The organism is Mesorhizobium sp. B2-8-5, from assembly GCF_006440675.2.
GTDB lineage: Bacteria > Pseudomonadota > Alphaproteobacteria > Rhizobiales > Rhizobiaceae > Mesorhizobium.
Genome location: NZ_CP083951.1, coordinates 3,666,546 through 3,683,588 on the forward strand (window position 1 = coordinate 3,666,546; position 17,043 = coordinate 3,683,588).

General features: G+C 63.1%; 19 protein-coding genes. 12 read left to right on the forward strand and 7 right to left on the reverse strand.

Going from position 1 to position 17,043, the window contains the following annotated elements:
* Positions 1–4: 4 nt before the first annotated feature.
* Together surE and FJ430_RS17705 are read left to right on the forward strand one after the other, a co-directional pair.
* Positions 5–763, forward strand: a complete 759-nt coding sequence (gene surE / locus FJ430_RS17700; RefSeq protein ID WP_140708125.1) for a 5'/3'-nucleotidase SurE — start codon at positions 5–7, stop codon at positions 761–763.
* A gap of 47 nt (positions 764–810) precedes the next feature.
* Positions 811–1,464, forward strand: a complete 654-nt coding sequence (locus FJ430_RS17705) for a protein-L-isoaspartate(D-aspartate) O-methyltransferase (RefSeq protein ID WP_140708123.1) — start codon at positions 811–813, stop codon at positions 1,462–1,464.
* A gap of 6 nt (positions 1,465–1,470) precedes the next feature.
* Here the strand turns inward: FJ430_RS17705 and FJ430_RS17710 are convergent, their stop codons facing one another.
* On the reverse strand, positions 1,471–2,178 hold the full coding sequence (locus FJ430_RS17710; protein ID WP_140708120.1) for an outer membrane protein: 708 nt from the start codon (positions 2,176–2,178) through the stop codon (positions 1,471–1,473).
* Between the two features lie 383 nt (positions 2,179–2,561).
* Between FJ430_RS17710 and FJ430_RS17715 the strand changes: the two genes are divergently transcribed.
* Entirely contained in the window at positions 2,562–4,076 is a 1,515-nt protein-coding gene (locus tag FJ430_RS17715) for a LysM peptidoglycan-binding domain-containing M23 family metallopeptidase (RefSeq protein WP_140708118.1), read from the forward strand.
* Positions 4,077–4,211: 135 nt separating this feature from the next.
* Here the strand turns inward: FJ430_RS17715 and FJ430_RS17720 are convergent, their stop codons facing one another.
* Positions 4,212–5,084 carry an ATP-binding protein gene (locus FJ430_RS17720; RefSeq protein ID WP_140708116.1) on the reverse strand — a complete coding sequence of 291 codons (873 nt, stop codon included), beginning with the start codon at positions 5,082–5,084 and terminating at the stop codon, positions 4,212–4,214.
* A 267-nt stretch (positions 5,085–5,351) separates the two neighbouring features.
* Here FJ430_RS17720 and yajC point away from each other — a divergent pair, with 267 nt between their 5' ends.
* The 7 genes from yajC (at position 5,352) to FJ430_RS17755 (ending at position 12,235) form a co-directional block, all read left to right on the forward strand.
* Positions 5,352–5,690, forward strand: coding sequence for a preprotein translocase subunit YajC (gene yajC / locus FJ430_RS17725; RefSeq protein WP_095765024.1), 339 nt, complete (start codon positions 5,352–5,354; stop codon positions 5,688–5,690).
* 52 nt (positions 5,691–5,742) lie between these two features.
* Positions 5,743–6,756 carry a SecDF P1 head subdomain-containing protein gene (locus FJ430_RS17730; RefSeq protein WP_140708114.1) on the forward strand — a complete coding sequence of 338 codons (1,014 nt, stop codon included), beginning with the start codon at positions 5,743–5,745 and terminating at the stop codon, positions 6,754–6,756.
* Between the two features lie 89 nt (positions 6,757–6,845).
* Entirely contained in the window at positions 6,846–9,395 is a 2,550-nt protein-coding gene (secDF, locus tag FJ430_RS17735) for a protein translocase subunit SecDF (protein ID WP_140708112.1), read from the forward strand.
* A 125-nt stretch (positions 9,396–9,520) separates the two neighbouring features.
* Positions 9,521–9,910 (forward strand): Mth938-like domain-containing protein, encoded by a 390-nt coding sequence (locus FJ430_RS17740; RefSeq protein WP_140646714.1) that lies wholly within the window; start codon positions 9,521–9,523, stop codon positions 9,908–9,910.
* Entirely contained in the window at positions 9,911–10,777 is an 867-nt protein-coding gene (locus FJ430_RS17745; protein ID WP_226891754.1) for a phytoene/squalene synthase family protein, read from the forward strand. It begins immediately after the preceding gene.
* 82 nt (positions 10,778–10,859) lie between these two features.
* Complete coding sequence (locus tag FJ430_RS17750) at positions 10,860–11,285, forward strand: hypothetical protein (RefSeq protein ID WP_140708110.1); 426 nt, start codon at positions 10,860–10,862, stop codon at positions 11,283–11,285.
* The gene (locus FJ430_RS17755; protein WP_181175506.1) at positions 11,285–12,235 is read left to right on the forward strand and encodes a sterol desaturase family protein; all 951 of its coding nucleotides are present in this window, start codon (positions 11,285–11,287) and stop codon (positions 12,233–12,235) included. Before FJ430_RS17750 ends, FJ430_RS17755 begins: the two co-directional genes overlap by 1 nt.
* 7 nt (positions 12,236–12,242) lie before the next feature.
* Here the strand turns inward: FJ430_RS17755 and FJ430_RS17760 are convergent, their stop codons facing one another.
* The 5 genes from FJ430_RS17760 to FJ430_RS17780 form a co-directional block, all read right to left on the reverse strand.
* Positions 12,243–12,575 carry a type II toxin-antitoxin system RelE/ParE family toxin gene (locus FJ430_RS17760; protein WP_181175505.1) on the reverse strand — a complete coding sequence of 111 codons (333 nt, stop codon included), beginning with the start codon at positions 12,573–12,575 and terminating at the stop codon, positions 12,243–12,245.
* Positions 12,559–12,849, reverse strand: coding sequence for a type II toxin-antitoxin system ParD family antitoxin (locus FJ430_RS17765; protein WP_140646717.1), 291 nt, complete (start codon positions 12,847–12,849; stop codon positions 12,559–12,561). Before FJ430_RS17765 ends, FJ430_RS17760 begins: the two co-directional genes overlap by 17 nt.
* A 71-nt stretch (positions 12,850–12,920) precedes the next feature.
* Positions 12,921–14,330, reverse strand: a complete 1,410-nt coding sequence (gene trmFO / locus FJ430_RS17770) for a methylenetetrahydrofolate--tRNA-(uracil(54)-C(5))-methyltransferase (FADH(2)-oxidizing) TrmFO (protein ID WP_140708106.1) — start codon at positions 14,328–14,330, stop codon at positions 12,921–12,923.
* Positions 14,331–14,732: 402 nt separating this feature from the next.
* The gene (locus tag FJ430_RS17775) at positions 14,733–14,873 is read right to left on the reverse strand and encodes a DUF1127 domain-containing protein (protein ID WP_084508100.1); all 141 of its coding nucleotides are present in this window, start codon (positions 14,871–14,873) and stop codon (positions 14,733–14,735) included.
* Positions 14,874–14,924: 51 nt separating this feature from the next.
* The gene (locus tag FJ430_RS17780) at positions 14,925–15,065 is read right to left on the reverse strand and encodes a DUF1127 domain-containing protein (protein WP_006335194.1); all 141 of its coding nucleotides are present in this window, start codon (positions 15,063–15,065) and stop codon (positions 14,925–14,927) included.
* A 235-nt stretch (positions 15,066–15,300) separates the two neighbouring features.
* Between FJ430_RS17780 and FJ430_RS17785 the strand changes: the two genes are divergently transcribed.
* Both FJ430_RS17785 and FJ430_RS17790 read left to right on the forward strand, forming a co-directional pair.
* Positions 15,301–16,419: a DUF2157 domain-containing protein gene (locus FJ430_RS17785; protein ID WP_140708104.1), complete on the forward strand. Its 1,119-nt coding sequence runs from the start codon at positions 15,301–15,303 to the stop codon at positions 16,417–16,419.
* Positions 16,416–16,997 (forward strand): GDYXXLXY domain-containing protein, encoded by a 582-nt coding sequence (locus FJ430_RS17790; protein WP_140708102.1) that lies wholly within the window; start codon positions 16,416–16,418, stop codon positions 16,995–16,997. The genes FJ430_RS17785 and FJ430_RS17790 overlap by 4 nt, the downstream gene beginning before the upstream one ends.
* The last annotated feature ends 46 nt before the right edge of the window (positions 16,998–17,043 follow it).

A 17,043-nucleotide genomic window follows, 5' to 3' on the forward strand; every position in this document is an offset into this window, starting at 1 on the left:
CCGCATGCGCATTCTCCTGACCAACGATGACGGCATCCACGCTGAGGGGCTGGCGTCGCTCGAACGCATAGCCCGCACGCTGTCGGACGATGTCTGGGTGGTCGCGCCCGAGCAGGACCAGTCCGGCTATGCGCATTCGCTGTCGATTTCGGAGCCGCTCCGGCTGCGCAAGATCGGCGAGAAGCATTACGCCGTGCGCGGCACGCCGACCGACTGCGTCATCATGGGCACGAAAAAAATCCTGCCCGGACCGCCTGACCTGATCCTGTCCGGCGTCAATTCCGGCGCCAACATCGCCGACGACGTCACCTATTCCGGTACCGTTGCGGGCGCCATGGAAGGCGCGCTGCTCGGCGTGCGCTCGATCGCGGTCAGCCAGGCCTATTCCTATGTCGGCGAGGACCGCGTCGTTCCTTACGAGACGACCGAGGCGCTGGCGCCGGCGCTGCTCAAGCGCCTGGTGGAAACGCCGCTGCCCGAAGGCGTGCTGCTCAATGTCAATTTCCCCAACTGCGCCCCCGATGAAGTGGAGGGCACCGTCGTCACCGCGCAGGGCAAGCTGGTGCACAGCCTGTGGGTCGACGAGCGGCGCGACGGGCGCGGCCTGCCTTACTACTGGCTGCGTTTCGGCCGCGAGCCGGTCGAAGGCAAGAAGGGCACGGACCTCCACGCGATGCGCAACCGGCTGGTGTCGGTGACCCCGCTGCAACTCGACCTCACCGCCCATGAACTCCGCGACCAGCTGACCAAGGCACTGTCATGAACAAGGCGTTGGCATGAACAGGGTTTTGGCATGAACACGGTTTTGGCATGAACACGGGCATCGACGACCGCGAAGGTTTCGCCGCTTTCCTACTCAGGCTGCGGGGCAGGGGCACGGCGCCGAAGGCGCTGGTCGCGGCCTTCGAGGCGACGCCAAGGCGTAGTTTCCTGTCGGCCCAGTTCCATGTGATCGCCTGGTCGGACGGGATGCTGCCGATCGAATGCGGCGAGGCAATCGAGGGCGCAGATCTGCAGGCGGCGGTGATCGCAGCGCTTCACATCGAGCCGGGCAATCGCGTGCTCGAGATCGGCACCGGCTCGGGTTACACGGCAGCCGTCATGTCGCGGCTTGCGGCGCGCATCATCACCATCGACCGCTACAAAACCCTGACCGAGCAGGCCAAGCAGCGCTTCGAGGCGCTTGCCATCAGCAACGTCATCACCCGCCAGGCCGATGGCTCCAACGGCCTGCCCAATGAAGGGCCGTTCGACCGCATCGTCGCCTGGGCGGCCTTCGAAAGCCTGCCCCGCTTCCTGCTCGACCAACTGTCGAGCGGCGGCATCGTCATCGCGCCGATCGGCCCGGAGGAGGGCGAGCAGGTGCTGGCCAAACTCACCAAGGTGGGCAGCCGCTTCGAGCGCGAGGACATCGGCATGGTCAGGCTGCAGCCGATCCTGCGCAGCATCGCCGCGGTGATCTAGCTTTTCTCAACCGTTCCAGTGGAAGTTCAGCCGCAAGCCGACCAGATCGACGTCCTGGCCGATCCGATCCGTGCCGAACGGAAAGGGCAGCCCGACTGCCGCGAAAGCAGTGGTCTTGTCGGGCATGAACAGGTGATCGTATTCGATTGCGAGTGACCAATTCGGGGCGAAGCCGTATTCGAGGCCCGCGCCCAGCGCGCCTCCCCACCGGGTCTGATCGCCGGTCTTGCCAGCGGGAATATCCGGGGGAAAGAGGACCTCAAAACGGTCGTGAGTCACGGCCGCGCCGCCTTTGACGTAAAAGAGAGCGTTGTCGACGCTGTATCCGACCTGGGCCGTCAGCAGCCCAAACCAGTCGACGCGGGAACGATCTATAAAAGGGGGAATGAATTCGCTGACATTGGAGCCGTTCAGATCGGCCCAGTTGCCTTGCGCTTCGAGCCCGAACACCCAGTCGTTGCGCTGCCAGCGATAGCCAAGCTGTGCGCCGACGGTGCCGCCGGTGGCATTGTGACAGCCCTCACTGAAAGACAGGCCGGCAAGTTGAGCGTCCCAGCATGAGTGGCTCGATCCCCAGCCGCCATTGGCGCCGATGTAGAAGCCACTCCAGTCATAGCTCGCGGCGACAGGCGTTTCGGTGAGATCGGCGGCGGATGCAGGCGCAGCCGCGGCCAAGGCAGCGGCAAACGCCGCGGCGACGAGAAAACATTTCATTGAAGGACCCTCCCAAGTTCCCTGACGGTATCGGAACCCGATCCGGAAATCCCGTTACCTGGAAGCAACACTCGGGAATATTTGAATCCGAACTATACTTGGATAGGAGACTGCGGCGTCCGGGGCCGATCACTTCGATGTTCGGCGATTGAACTTTGTTCCCGGCCCGGCAAATGAAGCGAAGCCCGCGGTCCCGAGAACCAGCCGCGAATGCGCCGGAAAGCCGGGATGTCCGCGTCGCCGTCGCCCGGATTTTGGCCGCGCCAAAATTTCCGCCAATGTTTTAAGAAAATTTTCGCCGGATTCTAATGGGTTAACCGGCCAGTAACATTAACGCGCTTTAATTACAGCCAGTTTGTACCGGGTCTGTGCGGGTTAGTGCGATGCAATTCAATCACTTGAAGGCAAACAGACGCAATCTGGCGCGCGGTTGCGCTGTCCTGATGATTGCCGGCGCGGCGGCCGGGTGCAGTTCCCAGTCGATGCGCTTCAACGGTGTCGATGATGTCTTCACATCCTCCACCAACAATCAGCGTGCCATCATCAACAAGCAGAATGTCGACCAGCCCTATCCGGGCGACAATGTCGCGCCTGCGCCGGTCGACGGCACCCACACCCAGTCGGTGAGCCGCTCCAGCCTCGAGCCGGTCACCGCCCAGCAACTGCCGCCTCCGTCGGCGCCGGCTGCGGCAAAGCCGATGCGTACCGCTTCGGCTCCCGCTCTCGCGCCGGCTCCGGCGCTTGCTCCCGCGCCGCATCTCGACAGGACCGGCACGGTTGCCGCGGCCAAGCCGTTCAAGACCGCCGAGCCCGATGCGAGCGCTGCGCCGCACGCGACCGAAATCGTGGTGCGGGACGGCGAGACACTTTCGGGCCTGGCAGCGCACTACCATGTGCCGGCCGATGCCATCGCCAAGGTCAACGGGATCGATCCGAAGAAGGGCATTCGCAGCGGCCAGAAGATCGTCATTCCCGCCTATGCCTATTCCAGCAAGACGGAGCCAAGGGTCGCCGAAGGCAAGCCGACGAACACGCCGAAGCAGCCCGTGCCGGAAAAGGTCGCTGTGCTGCCGCAGCAGCCCAAGGTCAAGGACGGCAAGTCGGCCGCTCAGGTCGATGCATCGGCCGCGGCCAGCGGCTCGAAGAACCCCAAGCCCGCGCCGCGGATGGCCGAGGCCAAGCCGGCTGGCGCCGGCGGCTCTTACACCGTGCAGCAGGGCGACTCGCTGTCCTCGATCGCCAGGAAGACCGGCGTCAGCGTCGTGGCGCTGAAGCAGGCCAACGGCATGCAGGACGGCCTCCTCAAGATCGGCCAGACGCTCAAGGTTCCGGCCGGCGGCACGGTCGCTGTCGCAGCGGCCAAGGGTGCCGCTACCACCGCCAAGCCGGCGGTCGATCCGGTGACCACGGCGACGACGCAGCCGCCGGCGAAGACGACGCCGTCGCAGACGCTCGCTTCCTACACGCCGCCGAAGAAGGACGCCAAGGTCATCCAGCAGGCCGAGGACGACGATGCGGTGGCGCCTGACGCGACCGGCATCGGCAAGATGCGCTGGCCGGTGCGCGGCCGCGTGATCTCCGGCTTCGGTTCCGGCAAGGACGGCGTCGACATCGCGGTGCCGGAAGGAACGCCGATCAAGGCGGCCGAGAACGGCGTCGTCATCTATGCCGGCGACGGTCTCAAGGAATTCGGCAACACCGTGCTGGTGCGGCACGAGAACGGCCTGGTCACCGTCTATGGCCATGCAAGCTCGATCGAGGTGCAGCGCGGCCAGAAGGTCAAGCGCGGCCAGGAGATCGCGCTGTCCGGCATGAGCGGCACGACCGACTCGCCCAAACTGCACTTCGAAGTGCGCAAGAATTCGGCCCCGGTCGATCCGACGGGCTATCTCGAATAGAACAAGAACCGTTTTGCGGGCCGCCTGACCTCCAGTCCGGCCCGCCGTCTTCAGCCCGCTCCGAAAGGAGCGGGCTTTTTCAGTTTTTGTTTTGGCTGCGAGAACCGAAGGTTCGGTTTGCGATCATGGTCAAGCCTAATCCTTCAGCGGCTTGCCAAGCCGGCCGGCGAGGTCCTGGGTGAACTGCCAGGCGACGCGGCCCGAACGGCTGCCGCGCGTGGTCGCCCATTCCAGCGCCTCGGCGCGCAGCTGCTCGGGGTCTGTCGCCAGGCCGTGATAGCGGACATAGCCGTCGATCATGTCGAGATACTCGTCCTGCGAGCATTTGTGGAAGCCGAGCCACAGGCCGAAACGGTCGGAAAGCGAGACTTTTTCCTCCACCGCTTCCGAGGGGTTGATGGCGGTCGAGCGCTCGTTGTCGATCATATCGCGCGGCAACAGATGCCGCCGGTTGGACGTGGCGTAGAAGATGACGTTGGTGGGGCGGCCCTCGACGCCGCCTTCGAGCGCCGCCTTCAGCGACTTGTACGACGTGTCGTCATGGTCGAAGGAGAGGTCGTCGCAAAACAGGATGAACCGATAAGGCGCCGCCTTCAGGAGACCCATCAGCTTGGGCAGCGTGTCGATGTCCTCGCGGTGGATCTCGATCAGCTTCAGCGGCCGGTCGAGCTTGTCGGAGGCGTTAACGGTGGCATGCACGGCCTTGACCAGGGACGATTTGCCCATGCCGCGCGCGCCCCACAAAAGCACGTTGTTGGCCGCATAGCCGGACGCGAAGCGCTCGGTGTTGTCGAGCAGGATGTCGCGCACGCGGTCGACGCCGCGGATCAGGCCGATGTCGACGCGGTTGACCTTGCGCACCGGTTCCAGAAAGCCAGGGTCCGCCTGCCAGACGAAGCAGTCGGCAACGCCGAGGTCGGTCTGCGGAACCGGCGGCGGGGCAAGGCGGGAAACCGCCTCGATCAGGCGGTCGAGTTTCTTGTTCAATGTATCCAGGCTGTCGGTCATATCAGGTCTTTTTGTTGTGATATTTCAGCATGTGGGAGCAGCTTCCACGGCGTCGCTGCAAGAACCAGGTCCAAGCTTTTGTTGGAGCATGATCTTTTCGGTGGCCTCGAAGCGGCTTCCGCTGCGACGCTCTAGCACGCCGCAAACGGCTGGAAAAGCAACGGATTGGCCTCGCAGCGCAGTTGCATTAGCAAGTTTACCGACTATATTCCGGCCAAATTTTCGCGGGGCCGCCCCGGCGGTATTTCACCATCCAGGAGTTTCTTGATGTTCGTTACACCGGCATACGCCCAGGGCGTCGGCGCTTCGCCAGACATGCTTATCTCGATTTTGCCGTTTGTCCTGATTTTCGTGATCATGTATTTTCTGATCATCCGGCCGCAGCGCGCACAGCTGAAGAAGCGCCAGGAAATGCTTTCGGCGGTGCGCCGCGGCGACACGGTGGTGACCGGCGGCGGCTTCGTCGGCAAGGTGACCAAGGTGATCGACGACAATGAGCTGGAGATCGACCTTGGCGGCGGAACCAAGGTGACCGCGCTGCGCTCGACGATCTCGGACGTGCGCGTCAAGGGCGAACCGGTGGCGAACCAGAACGCCAAGAAGTAGGCGAAATCTCAGCGGTGATGGCCGCGGGCAGGGTTCTGACGAACGGCGGCATATGGTCTATCTTTCGCGCCTGAAGGTCATTTTGATCGGGCTTGCCCTGATCTCGATGGCCTTCGGCGCGCCGAATGTTCTCGCCGCGGTGCCCGGCGCGCATATTTTGTTTCGCCTGGATACCGACCAGGTAAAAAGCCGCCGGCTGGAAGCAATGCGCGACCAGATCAGGACGCTGCTTCGCGACGCCGAATCCAGGATCAGCTACAGCGGCCTTGCCGTATCGGGCCACACGGTTCAATTGCGCATTGGCGATCCCGCGCAAGTCGAGGCCGCCAAAGCGGCACTCAAGGCGGTGATCGATCCCATTGCCGGCAAGGAAGGTCCGGTCCAGGAGTTTGCGCTGGACGATAGCGAGCGCGGCCTGTTGAAGTTCACCATGACCGATGCCGGTGCGAAGTATCGAACCTATGCCGCGCTCGCACAGTCGATCGAGGTCATCAAAAATCGCCTCAATGAACTTGGCGTGGCCGATCCCGCGGTCCAGTTGACGGATGACGGCATACTGGTTCAGGCGCCAGGCGTCGCGGATTTGCACAGCCTGGCGCAAACCCTTGGGCGGCAAGGCCGACTGAGCTTCCAATTGGTCGATACGTCGACGCCTGTGAACGATGCGGTCAACGGCCAGGCGCCTGCCGGTTCAAGCGTGCTTTACACGCTGGATGATCCGCCAGTTCCCTATCTGGTCGAAGACCGCGTGCTTGTCTCGGGCGACAGCGTGCTGGACGCGGAAGCGATCCGCGACAGTTCGACAGAACAGTTTGTCGTCGCATTCCGGCTCGATTCCAAGGGTACGCAACGTTTCAAGTGGGCAACCACTCGGAATATCGGCAAGCCATTTGCGGTGATTTTGGACGGTCAGGTGATTTCGGCACCTATGATCCGTGAACCCATCGAGCACGGCACCGTGCAGATATCGGGAAATTTCACGGCCGACAGCGCCAAGGAGCTTGCCCTGTTATTCCGCACCGGCGCGCTGCCGGCGAGATTGACAATCGTCGAGGAAGCACGATAGGGCCGACCGTGGTTGGAACGAAAACCATAGCTGATAATCTAGCCGATGGCGGAACGCTGCCGCTTGTACGCCTGAACGGATAAGAACGAATGCTCTATTTCTCGCGCCTCAAGATGATCCTGATCTGGCTCGCCGTGGCCATCACAGTGATCCTCGCCGCGCCCAACCTTTTCCCGGCAAGCACACTGGCGCAACTGCCGAGCTGGGTGCCGAAGCGGCAGATGACGCTCGGCCTCGACCTTCAGGGCGGCTCGCACATCCTGCTGCAGATGGATCAGAACGACCTGATCAAGGATCAGCTGCAGACGACGCGCGACGAGATCAGGACGCTGCTGCGCGACGCCAAGATCCAATATACCGGCCTTGGCGGAACAGGCCGAACCGTGCAGGTGCGCATCAACGATGCGAGCCAGCTCGACGCCGCCAAGACCGCGCTGAAGCCGATAACCAACCCGGTCACGGCCGGTCTGTTTGCCGGTGGTTCCGTGCAGTCGATGGCGCTGGACGATTCCGAGCCTGGGCTGTTGAAGTTCACCGTTACGGATGCCGGCATCAAATATCGTACCTCGACCGCGCTCTCGCAGGCGATTGAAGTGGTGGAGCGACGCGTCAACGCGCTAGGCACGACCGAGCCGATCGTGCAGCGGCAGGGCGACGATCGCATCCTGGTCCAGGTGCCGGGGCTCCAGAACCCGCAAAGGCTCAAGGACATTATCGGCCAGACCGCCAAGCTGACGTTCCAGATGGTCGACACGTCGGTGCCGGTCCAGGACGCGATGAAGAATCGCCCGCCGGCTGGCGACTCGATCCTTTATTCGCAGGACGATCCTCCGGTTCCTTACCTGGTCGAGAACCGCGTTATCGTCTCGGGCGAAGACCTGTCGAATGCGACGCCGACTTATAATTCACAGACCAATGAGCCGGTGGTTTCGTTCACCTTCAATTCCCGCGGAGCGACGCGGTTCGGCCAGGCGACCCAGCAGAATGTCGGCAAGCCGTTCGCTATCGTGCTCGACAACCAGGTGATTTCGGCGCCGGTGATCCGCGAGCCGATCCTCGGCGGTAGCGGGCAGATCTCCGGCAATTTCACGGCCGAGAGCGCCAACGACCTCGCCGTCTTGCTGCGCGCCGGCGCCCTGCCGGCCAAATTGACCATCATCGAAGAGCGTACCGTCGGCCCCGGCCTTGGTCAGGACTCCATCCACGCCGGCAAGGTGGCGGGTGTGATCGGCTCAATCCTCGTCGTCGCCTTCATGTTCGTCGCCTATGGTTTCCTCGGTTTCATCGCCAATATCGCTTTGGCCGTGCACGTGGCGATGATCGTCGGCGCGCTGTCGCTGCTCGGCGCTACGCTGACCTTGCCCGGCATCGCCGGTATCGTGCTCACCATCGGCATGGCGGTGGACTCCAACGTTCTGATCTATGAACGCATCCGCGAGGAGCGGCGCAACGGCCGCTCGGTCATCCAGGCGATCGACACCGGCTTCTCCAAGGCGCTTGCGACAATCGTCGATTCCAACGTTACCTCGCTGATCGCGACCGTCGTGCTGTTCTTTCTGGGCACCGGTCCCGTGAAGGGCTTCGCCATCACCTATGCCATCGGCATTCTGACGACGGTCTTCACCGCCTTCACCTTCACCCGCATGCTGGTGTCGATCTGGCTGCGCCGCGCTCGTCCGAAGGAATTGCCGCGCGCGCCGGTCACCTTCATTCCGCCGGGCACGAAGATCCCGTTCATGGGCATCCGCCGCTGGACATTTGCTCTCTCCAGCACGTTGTCGATCCTGTCGGTCGTCGGGTTCCTGACTCTTGGCATCAACTACGGCATCGACTTCAAGGGCGGCTCGCTGATCGAGGTGCAGTCCAAAAAGGGCGATGCCGATCTTGGCGATATCCGCAGCAGGCTCTCCGAGCTCAACATCGGCGAGATCCAGGTGCAACAGTTCGGCGCGCCGAACGACGTGCTGATCCGTGTCGGCACGCAGGACGCCGGCGAGAACGCCGAGCAGACCGTCATCGACAAGGTGCGGGGCGAATTGCAGGACCAGTATGATTTCCGCCGCGTCGAAGTGGTGGGTCCGACGGTTTCCGGCGAGCTCGCCAAGCAGGGCACCATCGCCATGCTGATCGCGCTGGCCGGCATCCTGCTCTATGTCTGGTTCCGCTTCGAATGGCAGTTCGCCGTCGGCGCCATCGTCGCCACGGTGCACGATGTGGTGATGACGATCGGCTTCTTCGTCCTGACTGGGCTGGAGTTCAACCAGTCGTCGCTGGCGGCGATCCTGACCATCATCGGCTATTCGCTGAACGACACCATCGTCGTCTATGACCGCGTGCGCGAGGATCTGCGAAAATACAAGAAGATGCCGCTGCCGCAGCTCTTGAACAACGCCATCAACGAGACGCTGTCGAGAACCACGCTGACCTCTGTCACCACATCCCTGGCGCTGTTGGCGCTGGTGCTGTTCGGCGGCGAGGTGATCCGCTCCTTCACGCTGGCAATGCTGTTCGGCGTGGTGTTCGGCACCTATTCGTCGATCTTCATCGCCGCGCCGCTGCTGATCCTGTTCCGCTTGCGGCCGCAGGCCGCGACCGAAGAAGAGAAGAAGCCGGTGAACGGCAAGGCCGTGGCGACCTGACGCCGTCAGAGCCGGATGATTTCAGGTCGAGCCAACCTGAAAATCATCCGGCTCCAAATCAAAGAGATAGAGCATGATGTCGTCCGAAAACCGCTCCACACTTTTCGGCATCATGCTCTAGACCCATGGCTAAAGGCATCATCATCCGCGAGGCGCATTTCCCGGGCAAGGCGCCGATCGAGGCCTATGGCAATGGCGGCTTCCGTTTTGCCGACATGTCGCATCGGGGCTCGCTGCTCGTCCTGCCGTCGGGCATCCATGGTTGGGAGCCGGCCGATCCGCTGGCGCTGAAGGCCTCGGATTTCGACAGGCTGTTCGCCGAGGCCGGCAGGGTGGAGATTCTGCTGGTCGGCATGGGCAAGGAATTGCGGCCGCTGCCGGCGGCGCTGCGCGCCGCCCTCAAGGAGGCCGGGATTTCGGCCGACCCGATGTCGACGGGGGCGGCGGTGCGGACCTACAACGTGCTGCTCGCCGAAGACCGCGCGGTGGCCGCTGCGCTGATCGCCGTCGACTGAATGGCCGGCACGTCCAACATCGTCAAGAATGGCGACGTCGTCATGGATGCGGTGCGCGCCGCCGACCATGACCGGTATCTGTCGGCGCTCTACGCGCCGGCCGAGAGGCGCGACATGCTGCTCGCGCTCTACGCCTTCAACGCCGAGATCGCCGGCGTGCGCGATCGCATCCACGAGCCACTGCCGGGCGAGGTCAGGCTGCAATGGTGGCGCGACGTCATCGCGGCGGACGGGCCGGGAGAGACCGGTCATCCGATCGCCGATGCCCTCAAGGCCGCGATCGTCGGCAATCATCTGCCGAAATCCGCTTTCGACAATATGCTCGAGGCGCGCATCTTCGATCTCTATGACGATCCGATGCCGTCGCGGACCGACCTCGAGGGCTATTGCGGCGAAACGGCCGCTGCACTGATCCAGCTTGCGGCCATGGTGCTCGATCCGGTCGTGGCGCCGCGCTTTGCCGAACCGGCGGGCCGGGCCGGTTGCGCTCAGGCCATCACCGGCCTGCTGCTTCTGCTGCCGCTGCATCGTCGGCGCGGCCAGTGTTTCGTGCCCGCGGACGTCCTGGCGGCCGCCGGCACGACGCCGGAAGAGTTCATCAAGGGCGAGGGCGGGGCCGGCGCCGAGCGCGCGGTCGCTGCTATGATCGCGCTGGCGCGGGACCATCTCAACGCCTTCGAGAAAGGCGCGCCGGCGCTTCCTGTCGCGCTGCGGCCTGCTTTCCTGCCGTTGGCGCTGACGCGCGCCTATCTCGACAAGATGGAGAAGGCGGGCGGGTCGCCGCTCGGCTCGACGACGACGCTCTCCACCCTGCGCCGCCATTGGCTGCTCCTGCGTCATGCGATGCGGGGCTGGACGCCCCTTTGACGTAAACGTCAATCATGCTAGGGATTCCGTCTATGTGGACTCGCGTCGAAGAAATGCGGGCCGCCGGAGGAGTAGCCTTTCCATGAGCCTGCCAGTCCTGGTCGTTCTTGTCGTGTTCGGCATCGCCTTGTCCGTCGCCGCCGTGCACTTCACCGGCGGTACGACGACCGCGACGCTTGCCGGACCGGATCAGGCGCTCGCACGCTTTGCCGAGGATTTTCCCGACGAAAAGCCGGGTGTCGTGCGGCTGACGGCCGACAGCCATGCCGCGTTTCTCGATCTTGGCCCGCAGCGTTGCGGCATCGTCCAGAGCATAGGCGACTGTTTTCTGACGCGCATCGTCAGGCCGCGAGACGTTCTGGCGCTGGCCAGGGAGGGGAATGTGGTGTCGATGCGGTCGAACGATTTCACCTGGAAGGGCGGCACGTTCGTCTTTGCCGACGAGGCCGGCGCGCTGGCCGTGGCGGCGGCGCTGCAAGGCCGTGATCAGATCCGAAAGGCTGCGTGATGGATGAGTATAATTTTCCGCAGGTCACCCAGCTTGCCATTCCGTTCTTCGTCGCGGCGATCCTGATCGAGCTCTGGCTGGTGCGCAGCGGCCGTGCCAAGGGATCGTTCGAAACGCGCGATACGCTGGCCAGCCTGATGATGGGGACCGGCAATGTCGTCGCCGGACTGCTGCTCGGCGTCGTATCCTACTGGGCGCTGTTGTGGCTCTGGCAGTTCCGGTTCTTCAATCTCGGCCTGTCGATCTGGGTGTTTTTGGCCGCCTTCCTGCTCGATGATCTGCGCTACTATGTCTATCACCGCATCGCGCACCGGGTGCGCTGGGTGTGGGCCGAGCACGTCAACCATCACTCCAGCCAGCACTACAATCTCTCGACGGCGCTGAGGCAAAGCTGGACCGGCCTGTTCACCTTCACCTTCATCCTGCAAGCGCCGCTGGTGCTGCTCGGTTTCCATCCGGCGGTGATCGCCTTCGTCTTCGGCTTCAACCTTGTCTGGCAGTTCTGGATCCATACCGAGACGATCGGCAAGATGTGGGGCTGGTTCGAATTCATCTTCAACACGCCCTCGCACCACCGCGTCCACCACGCCACCAATCCGCGCTATCTCGACGCCAACTATGCCGGCACGCTGATCATCTGGGACCGCATGTTCGGAACCTTCGTCGAGGAACTGGAGCAAGACCGGCCGCGCTACGGCATCGTCAAGAACATCGGCACCTTCAATCCGCTGAAGGTGGCGTTCCACGAATGGATCGGCATGTTCAACGATGCGCTGGCGCCGGGGCTGACGCTTGCCCAGCGGTTGAACTATCTCATCCAGCCGCCAGGCTGGAGCCATGACGGTTCGCACGATACATCCGAGACGCTGAAGGCGGCTTATGTGCGGAGGAATCCGGGAGAGGCAGGAAAGCCGGGATTGCCAGGGATGGGTGCCGAGCCGGCGGAGTAAGACCCCTTCAGGATGGAGCGCTCGACCCACCGTCTCGAATCAACGTCTCGTAGTCGCGACCGCCGTAGAAGATGTTGATGATGCGAACGACATCGCTTTCGACAACATAGGTGATGACGGCAGAATGCTCGAAAGGGACGGTTCGCAAGCCTAGTACGATATCGTCGCGAGTTCGGCCGCCGCGAGGGGCGTTGCCGATGTTCTGGCAGCGGTCTTCGATGCGCAGAACGAATTTCAACGCGACGTGAGGGTTTCCGCTAGCCTCGACTATGTGTCTGAAAATATTAGCGAGATCATCTCTCGCGCTTTGGCTGTATTCGACTTCAAGCCGCTGAATCATCGTCGGGGCTCGAATACTCGGCAAACAGCCCTTGAAGATGAGCGCGCACCTGTTCTCCTGAAAGGTTCGGCCTCTTGTCCTCGATCGAAGCCTTCACCCGCGCCCGGATCGATGCCATTCGCTCGGCATGCTCTTCCTCTTCGCGCTGGAAGGCGCGGAGCGCTGCGCGGACGACTTCGCTGGCGGAGCCGAAAGACCCGTCCTCGACTTTCTCGCGGATCATGCGAGCCATGGCAGGCGTGACGGTGATGGATAGTTTCTCGGCAGATTCCATTGACATCGCTCCATGCATATAAAGTGGGATTATATCCTACTTTATATGCATGGCCAATGGGACAGAAAAGCTTATTCGGCTGCCTCAGCTCTGCCCGGCAGCCCCAACCATGCCCTGCATTCAGCCAGGGCGCGGGAGGTGATGGCATGCCTTTTGGCGACGGTCTTGTCCTTGCCGCGCAGGCGCTTGCCTTCGGTCTTCGGTGCTTCCACGGGTGGGAACAGACCGAAATTGACGTTCATCGGCTGGAAGGAGCGTTTGCCCGGCTCATCATCCGAGACGATGTGGCCGCCGGTGATGTGGTTGAGCAGCGCGCCGAAGGCGGTGGTCGGCGGCGGCAGGGCGGGCATCTGGCCGAGCCGTTCGGCGGCGGCGAAGCGGCCGGCGAGCAGGCCGATGGCGGCGCTTTCGACATAGCCTTCGCAGCCGGTGATCTGGCCGGCGAAACGCAGGCCCGGCCGCGATTTGAGCTGCAGCGACGGATCGAGCAGCGTCGGCGAGTTGATGTAGGTGTTGCGGTGCAGGCCGCCGAGACGCGCGAAGTCCGCGTTTTCAAGGCCGGGGATGGTGCGGAAGATGCGCACCTGCTCGGCATGCTTCAGCTTGGTCTGGAAGCCGACCATGTTGTAGAGCGTGCCCAGCGCATTGTCCTGGCGAAGCTGCACCACCGCATAGGCCTTGACCGTCGGATTGTGGACGTTGGTCAGGCCCATCGGCTTCATCGGCCCGTAGCGCAGCGTCTCGACGCCACGTTCGGCCATCACCTCGATCGGCAGGCAGCCGTCGAAATAGGGCGTGCCTTCCCACTCTTTGAACTCGGTCTTTTGGCCGTCGAGCAGCGCCTGGACGAAGGCGAGATACTGGTCCTTGTCCATCGGGCAGTTGATGTAGTCCTTGCCGGTGCCGCCGGGGCCGACCTTGTCGTAGCGCGACTGGAACCAGGCCGTGTTCATGTCGATCGTGTCGAAATGCACGATCGGCGCGATCGCGTCGAAGAAAGCGAGCGCATCGGCGCCGGTCGCCTCGGCGATCGACTGCGCCAGCGAAGGCGCCGTCAGCGGGCCGGTGGCGATGATCGCCTGGTCCCAATCCTTGGGCGGCAGTCCCGGCACTTCCTCGCGCTGGATGGCGATCAGCGGATGCGCCTCGATCTTCGCGGTGACCGCATCGGAAAAGCCGTCGCGGTCGACCGCCAGCGCACCGCCGGCCGGAACCTGGTTGGCGTCGCCGGCGCTCATGATCAGCGAGCCGGCAAGCCGCATTTCGGCATGCAGCAGGCCGACCGCATTGTTTTCGGCGTCGTCGGAGCGGAAGGAGTTCGAGCAGACGAGCTCGGCCAGACTGTCGGTCTTGTGGGCGTCGGTGCCGCGCACCGGGCGCATTTCATGCAGCACGACCGGAACGCCGGCCTCAGCGATCTGCCATGCAGCCTCGGAACCGGCGAGGCCGCCGCCGATGATATGGACGGGATTTTTGCTCATGAGCGCCGGAATAGTCGCTTGGCGGCACGATTGCAATTGCCGGCCAGCAACGGGCGAAGTGGGAAGCCTGCGCCAAAAACAACAACACCCGCCGGGGGAGGAGGTCCGGCGGGTGTCGTTTTGGGGGTCGATCCTCGGGAGGAGGTGAAGATCGACCTTATTCGCCATTGCCGGGGAGGAGGTCGGCTTTGACGAAATTCCTTATCGCCCTTGAGGACGAAAATTCTTCTCGCCTTTGAGAAGGGGCGAAGCTTTCGAAGACGAACTACGTTCGCTTCGGGAACAACGCCCGCCGGGGGAGGAGGTCCGGCGGGCGCCGTTTCAGTGGTCAACCCTCGGGAGGAGGTGAAGGTTGACCGTATCCGTCAGGGTCGGGGAGGAGGTCGACCCTGGCGAAATTCCTTAGATCGCCTTGCGGGCGACCATCTTGATCTCGTCGCGAACGATGCCGAGATCATGGAGCTGGCGGTTCGAAAGCCGACCCAGCTCGGTAACGGTGTCGCGATAGACGCGCCAGTTACGATAGCTGCGGATCAGGTTCATTGTCGTTACTCTCTTCAAAACTGGTTCGGACCATTTGCGGTCCGAAGCGGATTAGACCGCCTTGCGGGCGACGTAGTGGATGTCGCTGCGGCTGATGCCGAGGTCGGTCAGTTCACGGTTCGACAGGCGGCTCAGCTCGGAGACGGTGTCCCGGTAGCGGCGCCAGTTGCGGTAGTTGCGGATCAGGTTCATGGTACTTCTCGTTTCGTCTTTGGTTCGGATCATTCCGTTTGCGTACGAACAGGAAATAGGTGGGATCATATCGGTTTAAAAGTGCCGTTGGCGCATGGCAGCAATGCAAATTGTGCAATGCAACATTAACGGCCATTCACGCCTACGTCACAAAGAAGACCGAATCGGAAAATGCCGCCGCGTCAATGGCTTGGCTGTTCCCGGCTAAGGAAATGACCAGGCTTTGGGGGAAAGCATGGCGGGCTATGCAACACAGGTTAGGGCGGATATCGCGCGATGGCGGGAGGCCGGGCTGATCGATCCCGCCACGGCGGAGGCATTGACACGCGACGTCGCCGCCAACGAGCGGGCGTCACTGAGTTTCGGCTCCATCCTGGCGATGATGGCGGCGCTTTTGTTCGGCGCAGCGATCCTGATTTTCGTCGCCGCCAACTGGGAGGCCATCCCGCGCCTCGTTCGCGTGGCGGCCCTGTTTGCCGTCATCCTCGCAGGCTATGTCGGCGGTGCGGTGCTGAAGACGCGCGACCATGCCGCGGTCGGCGAGGCGCTGTGGATCGTCGCCGCCGCCGCCTTCGGCGGCTCGATCGCACTCATCGGCCAGATGTACCACCTCTCGGGCGACGAGGCCTCGGCGCTGTTGACATGGTGCGCCGGCACGGGGCTGGCGGCGGTGGCGCTGCGTTCCAACCCGCTGACCGTGGCGGCGGTCGGCATCGCCGACGCCTGGCTGGTCCTCAAGGGGTTCGGCTTCTACTGGCGCGCGGAGATCCCGCATCTCTTCATCGTCATGGCGGTCGTGCTGTTCGCCATTTCGTTCTGGACGCGCAGCCGGGCCGCGCGCCACCTCATCATTCTGTCTGTCGTTCTCTATCTGGTTTTGCTGGCGACGGATCGTGACACGCTGCCGGTGGCGGTTTCGCTCGCCGTCATATCGGCGCTGCTGTTTGCCGCTTCGGTCTTTACGGGCGATCCGATCGACAGGATCCTTCAACTCGGCGGCCGGCTGCCCTTGCACGCCTTGTTCGGCTTCCTCACCGGCATGGCGATCGTCCAGTTCGAGCTGGCGGATGAAAGCACCTACAACAGCGGTTTCGCCGTCGCCTCGATCGTGGCGCTTGCCGGCATCGTGGCGGCGATCATGCTGGCCGGCCGCGAGAGCAGGGGGCTGCGCTGGCTGGCCTATGCCGGCTTCGCCTTCGAACTCGCCATCATCTATGGCGTCACCTTGCGGTCGATGCTCGATACGGCCGGATTCTTCCTGGCCGCCGCCGTGCTGCTCGGTATCCTGGCGCTGATCATCATCCGCGTCGAGAAACGCATGAGGGCGCCCGCCAAGGCAGGAGCAACGCCATGACCGGCAAAAAACTGATCATCGCGGCGCTGGTGCTGGCGCTTGTCCAGATCGGCTTTCTCAGCTGGATCATCGCCGGCCGCGCCGCAATCCTGCGCAACGGCAAGGAAGTGCTTCTGAAAGTCGAGCCCGTCGATCCGCGCGATCTCATGCGCGGCGACTATGTCTCGCTCAACAACAACATTTCGCGGATTCCGGTGAAGCTGATCGCCGACATTCCACAAGGCGCTTTTTCCAGCGACGACGGTTCGATCGCGGTGCGATTGAAGAAGGGCGCGGATGGTTACTGGCAGCCGACGGCGGCCTGGTTCGGCAAAGCGCCGGCCCCGACGGGCGTGGACGAGGCGGACATCGTCGGACATGTCGCCGCGGGCTGGGATCTTCGCAGCCCCGACATGACGATCGCGCCGGACTACGGGATCGATCGCTTCTATGTGTCGGAAGGCGAAGGAATGGCGATCCAGAACGACATGCGCGTGCGGCCGTTCGGCATCAAGCTCGCGCTAGCACCCGACGGCACGGCACAGATCAAGGCGCTGATGGACGGTGACAAGACGCTGTTCGAGGAGCCACTTTATTAGATTAGAGTGTATAGGAGGCTTGAGGTCAGTGTCCGCGCTAACGGTG

What these genes read in the sequence shown, in the direction of transcription:
- surE (WP_140708125.1), top strand. Translation starts at nt 5, where the DNA reads ATGCGCATTCTCCTGACCAACGATGACGGCATCCACGCTGAGGGGCTG.
- FJ430_RS17705 (WP_140708123.1), top strand. Translation starts at nt 811, where the DNA reads ATGAACACGGGCATCGACGACCGCGAAGGTTTCGCCGCTTTCCTACTC.
- FJ430_RS17710 (WP_140708120.1), bottom strand. Translation starts at nt 2,178, where the DNA reads ATGAAATGTTTTCTCGTCGCCGCGGCGTTTGCCGCTGCCTTGGCCGCG.
- FJ430_RS17715 (WP_140708118.1), top strand. Translation starts at nt 2,562, where the DNA reads ATGCAATTCAATCACTTGAAGGCAAACAGACGCAATCTGGCGCGCGGT.
- FJ430_RS17720 (WP_140708116.1), bottom strand. Translation starts at nt 5,084, where the DNA reads ATGACCGACAGCCTGGATACATTGAACAAGAAACTCGACCGCCTGATC.
- yajC (WP_095765024.1), top strand. Translation starts at nt 5,352, where the DNA reads ATGTTCGTTACACCGGCATACGCCCAGGGCGTCGGCGCTTCGCCAGAC.
- FJ430_RS17730 (WP_140708114.1), top strand. Translation starts at nt 5,743, where the DNA reads ATGGTCTATCTTTCGCGCCTGAAGGTCATTTTGATCGGGCTTGCCCTG.
- secDF (WP_140708112.1), top strand. Translation starts at nt 6,846, where the DNA reads ATGCTCTATTTCTCGCGCCTCAAGATGATCCTGATCTGGCTCGCCGTG.
- FJ430_RS17740 (WP_140646714.1), top strand. Translation starts at nt 9,521, where the DNA reads ATGGCTAAAGGCATCATCATCCGCGAGGCGCATTTCCCGGGCAAGGCG.
- FJ430_RS17745 (WP_226891754.1), top strand. Translation starts at nt 9,911, where the DNA reads ATGGCCGGCACGTCCAACATCGTCAAGAATGGCGACGTCGTCATGGAT.
- FJ430_RS17750 (WP_140708110.1), top strand. Translation starts at nt 10,860, where the DNA reads ATGAGCCTGCCAGTCCTGGTCGTTCTTGTCGTGTTCGGCATCGCCTTG.
- FJ430_RS17755 (WP_181175506.1), top strand. Translation starts at nt 11,285, where the DNA reads ATGGATGAGTATAATTTTCCGCAGGTCACCCAGCTTGCCATTCCGTTC.
- FJ430_RS17760 (WP_181175505.1), bottom strand. Translation starts at nt 12,575, where the DNA reads ATGATTCAGCGGCTTGAAGTCGAATACAGCCAAAGCGCGAGAGATGAT.
- FJ430_RS17765 (WP_140646717.1), bottom strand. Translation starts at nt 12,849, where the DNA reads ATGGAATCTGCCGAGAAACTATCCATCACCGTCACGCCTGCCATGGCT.
- trmFO (WP_140708106.1), bottom strand. Translation starts at nt 14,330, where the DNA reads ATGAGCAAAAATCCCGTCCATATCATCGGCGGCGGCCTCGCCGGTTCC.
- FJ430_RS17775 (WP_084508100.1), bottom strand. Translation starts at nt 14,873, where the DNA reads ATGAACCTGATCCGCAGCTATCGTAACTGGCGCGTCTATCGCGACACC.
- FJ430_RS17780 (WP_006335194.1), bottom strand. Translation starts at nt 15,065, where the DNA reads ATGAACCTGATCCGCAACTACCGCAACTGGCGCCGCTACCGGGACACC.
- FJ430_RS17785 (WP_140708104.1), top strand. Translation starts at nt 15,301, where the DNA reads ATGGCGGGCTATGCAACACAGGTTAGGGCGGATATCGCGCGATGGCGG.
- FJ430_RS17790 (WP_140708102.1), top strand. Translation starts at nt 16,416, where the DNA reads ATGACCGGCAAAAAACTGATCATCGCGGCGCTGGTGCTGGCGCTTGTC.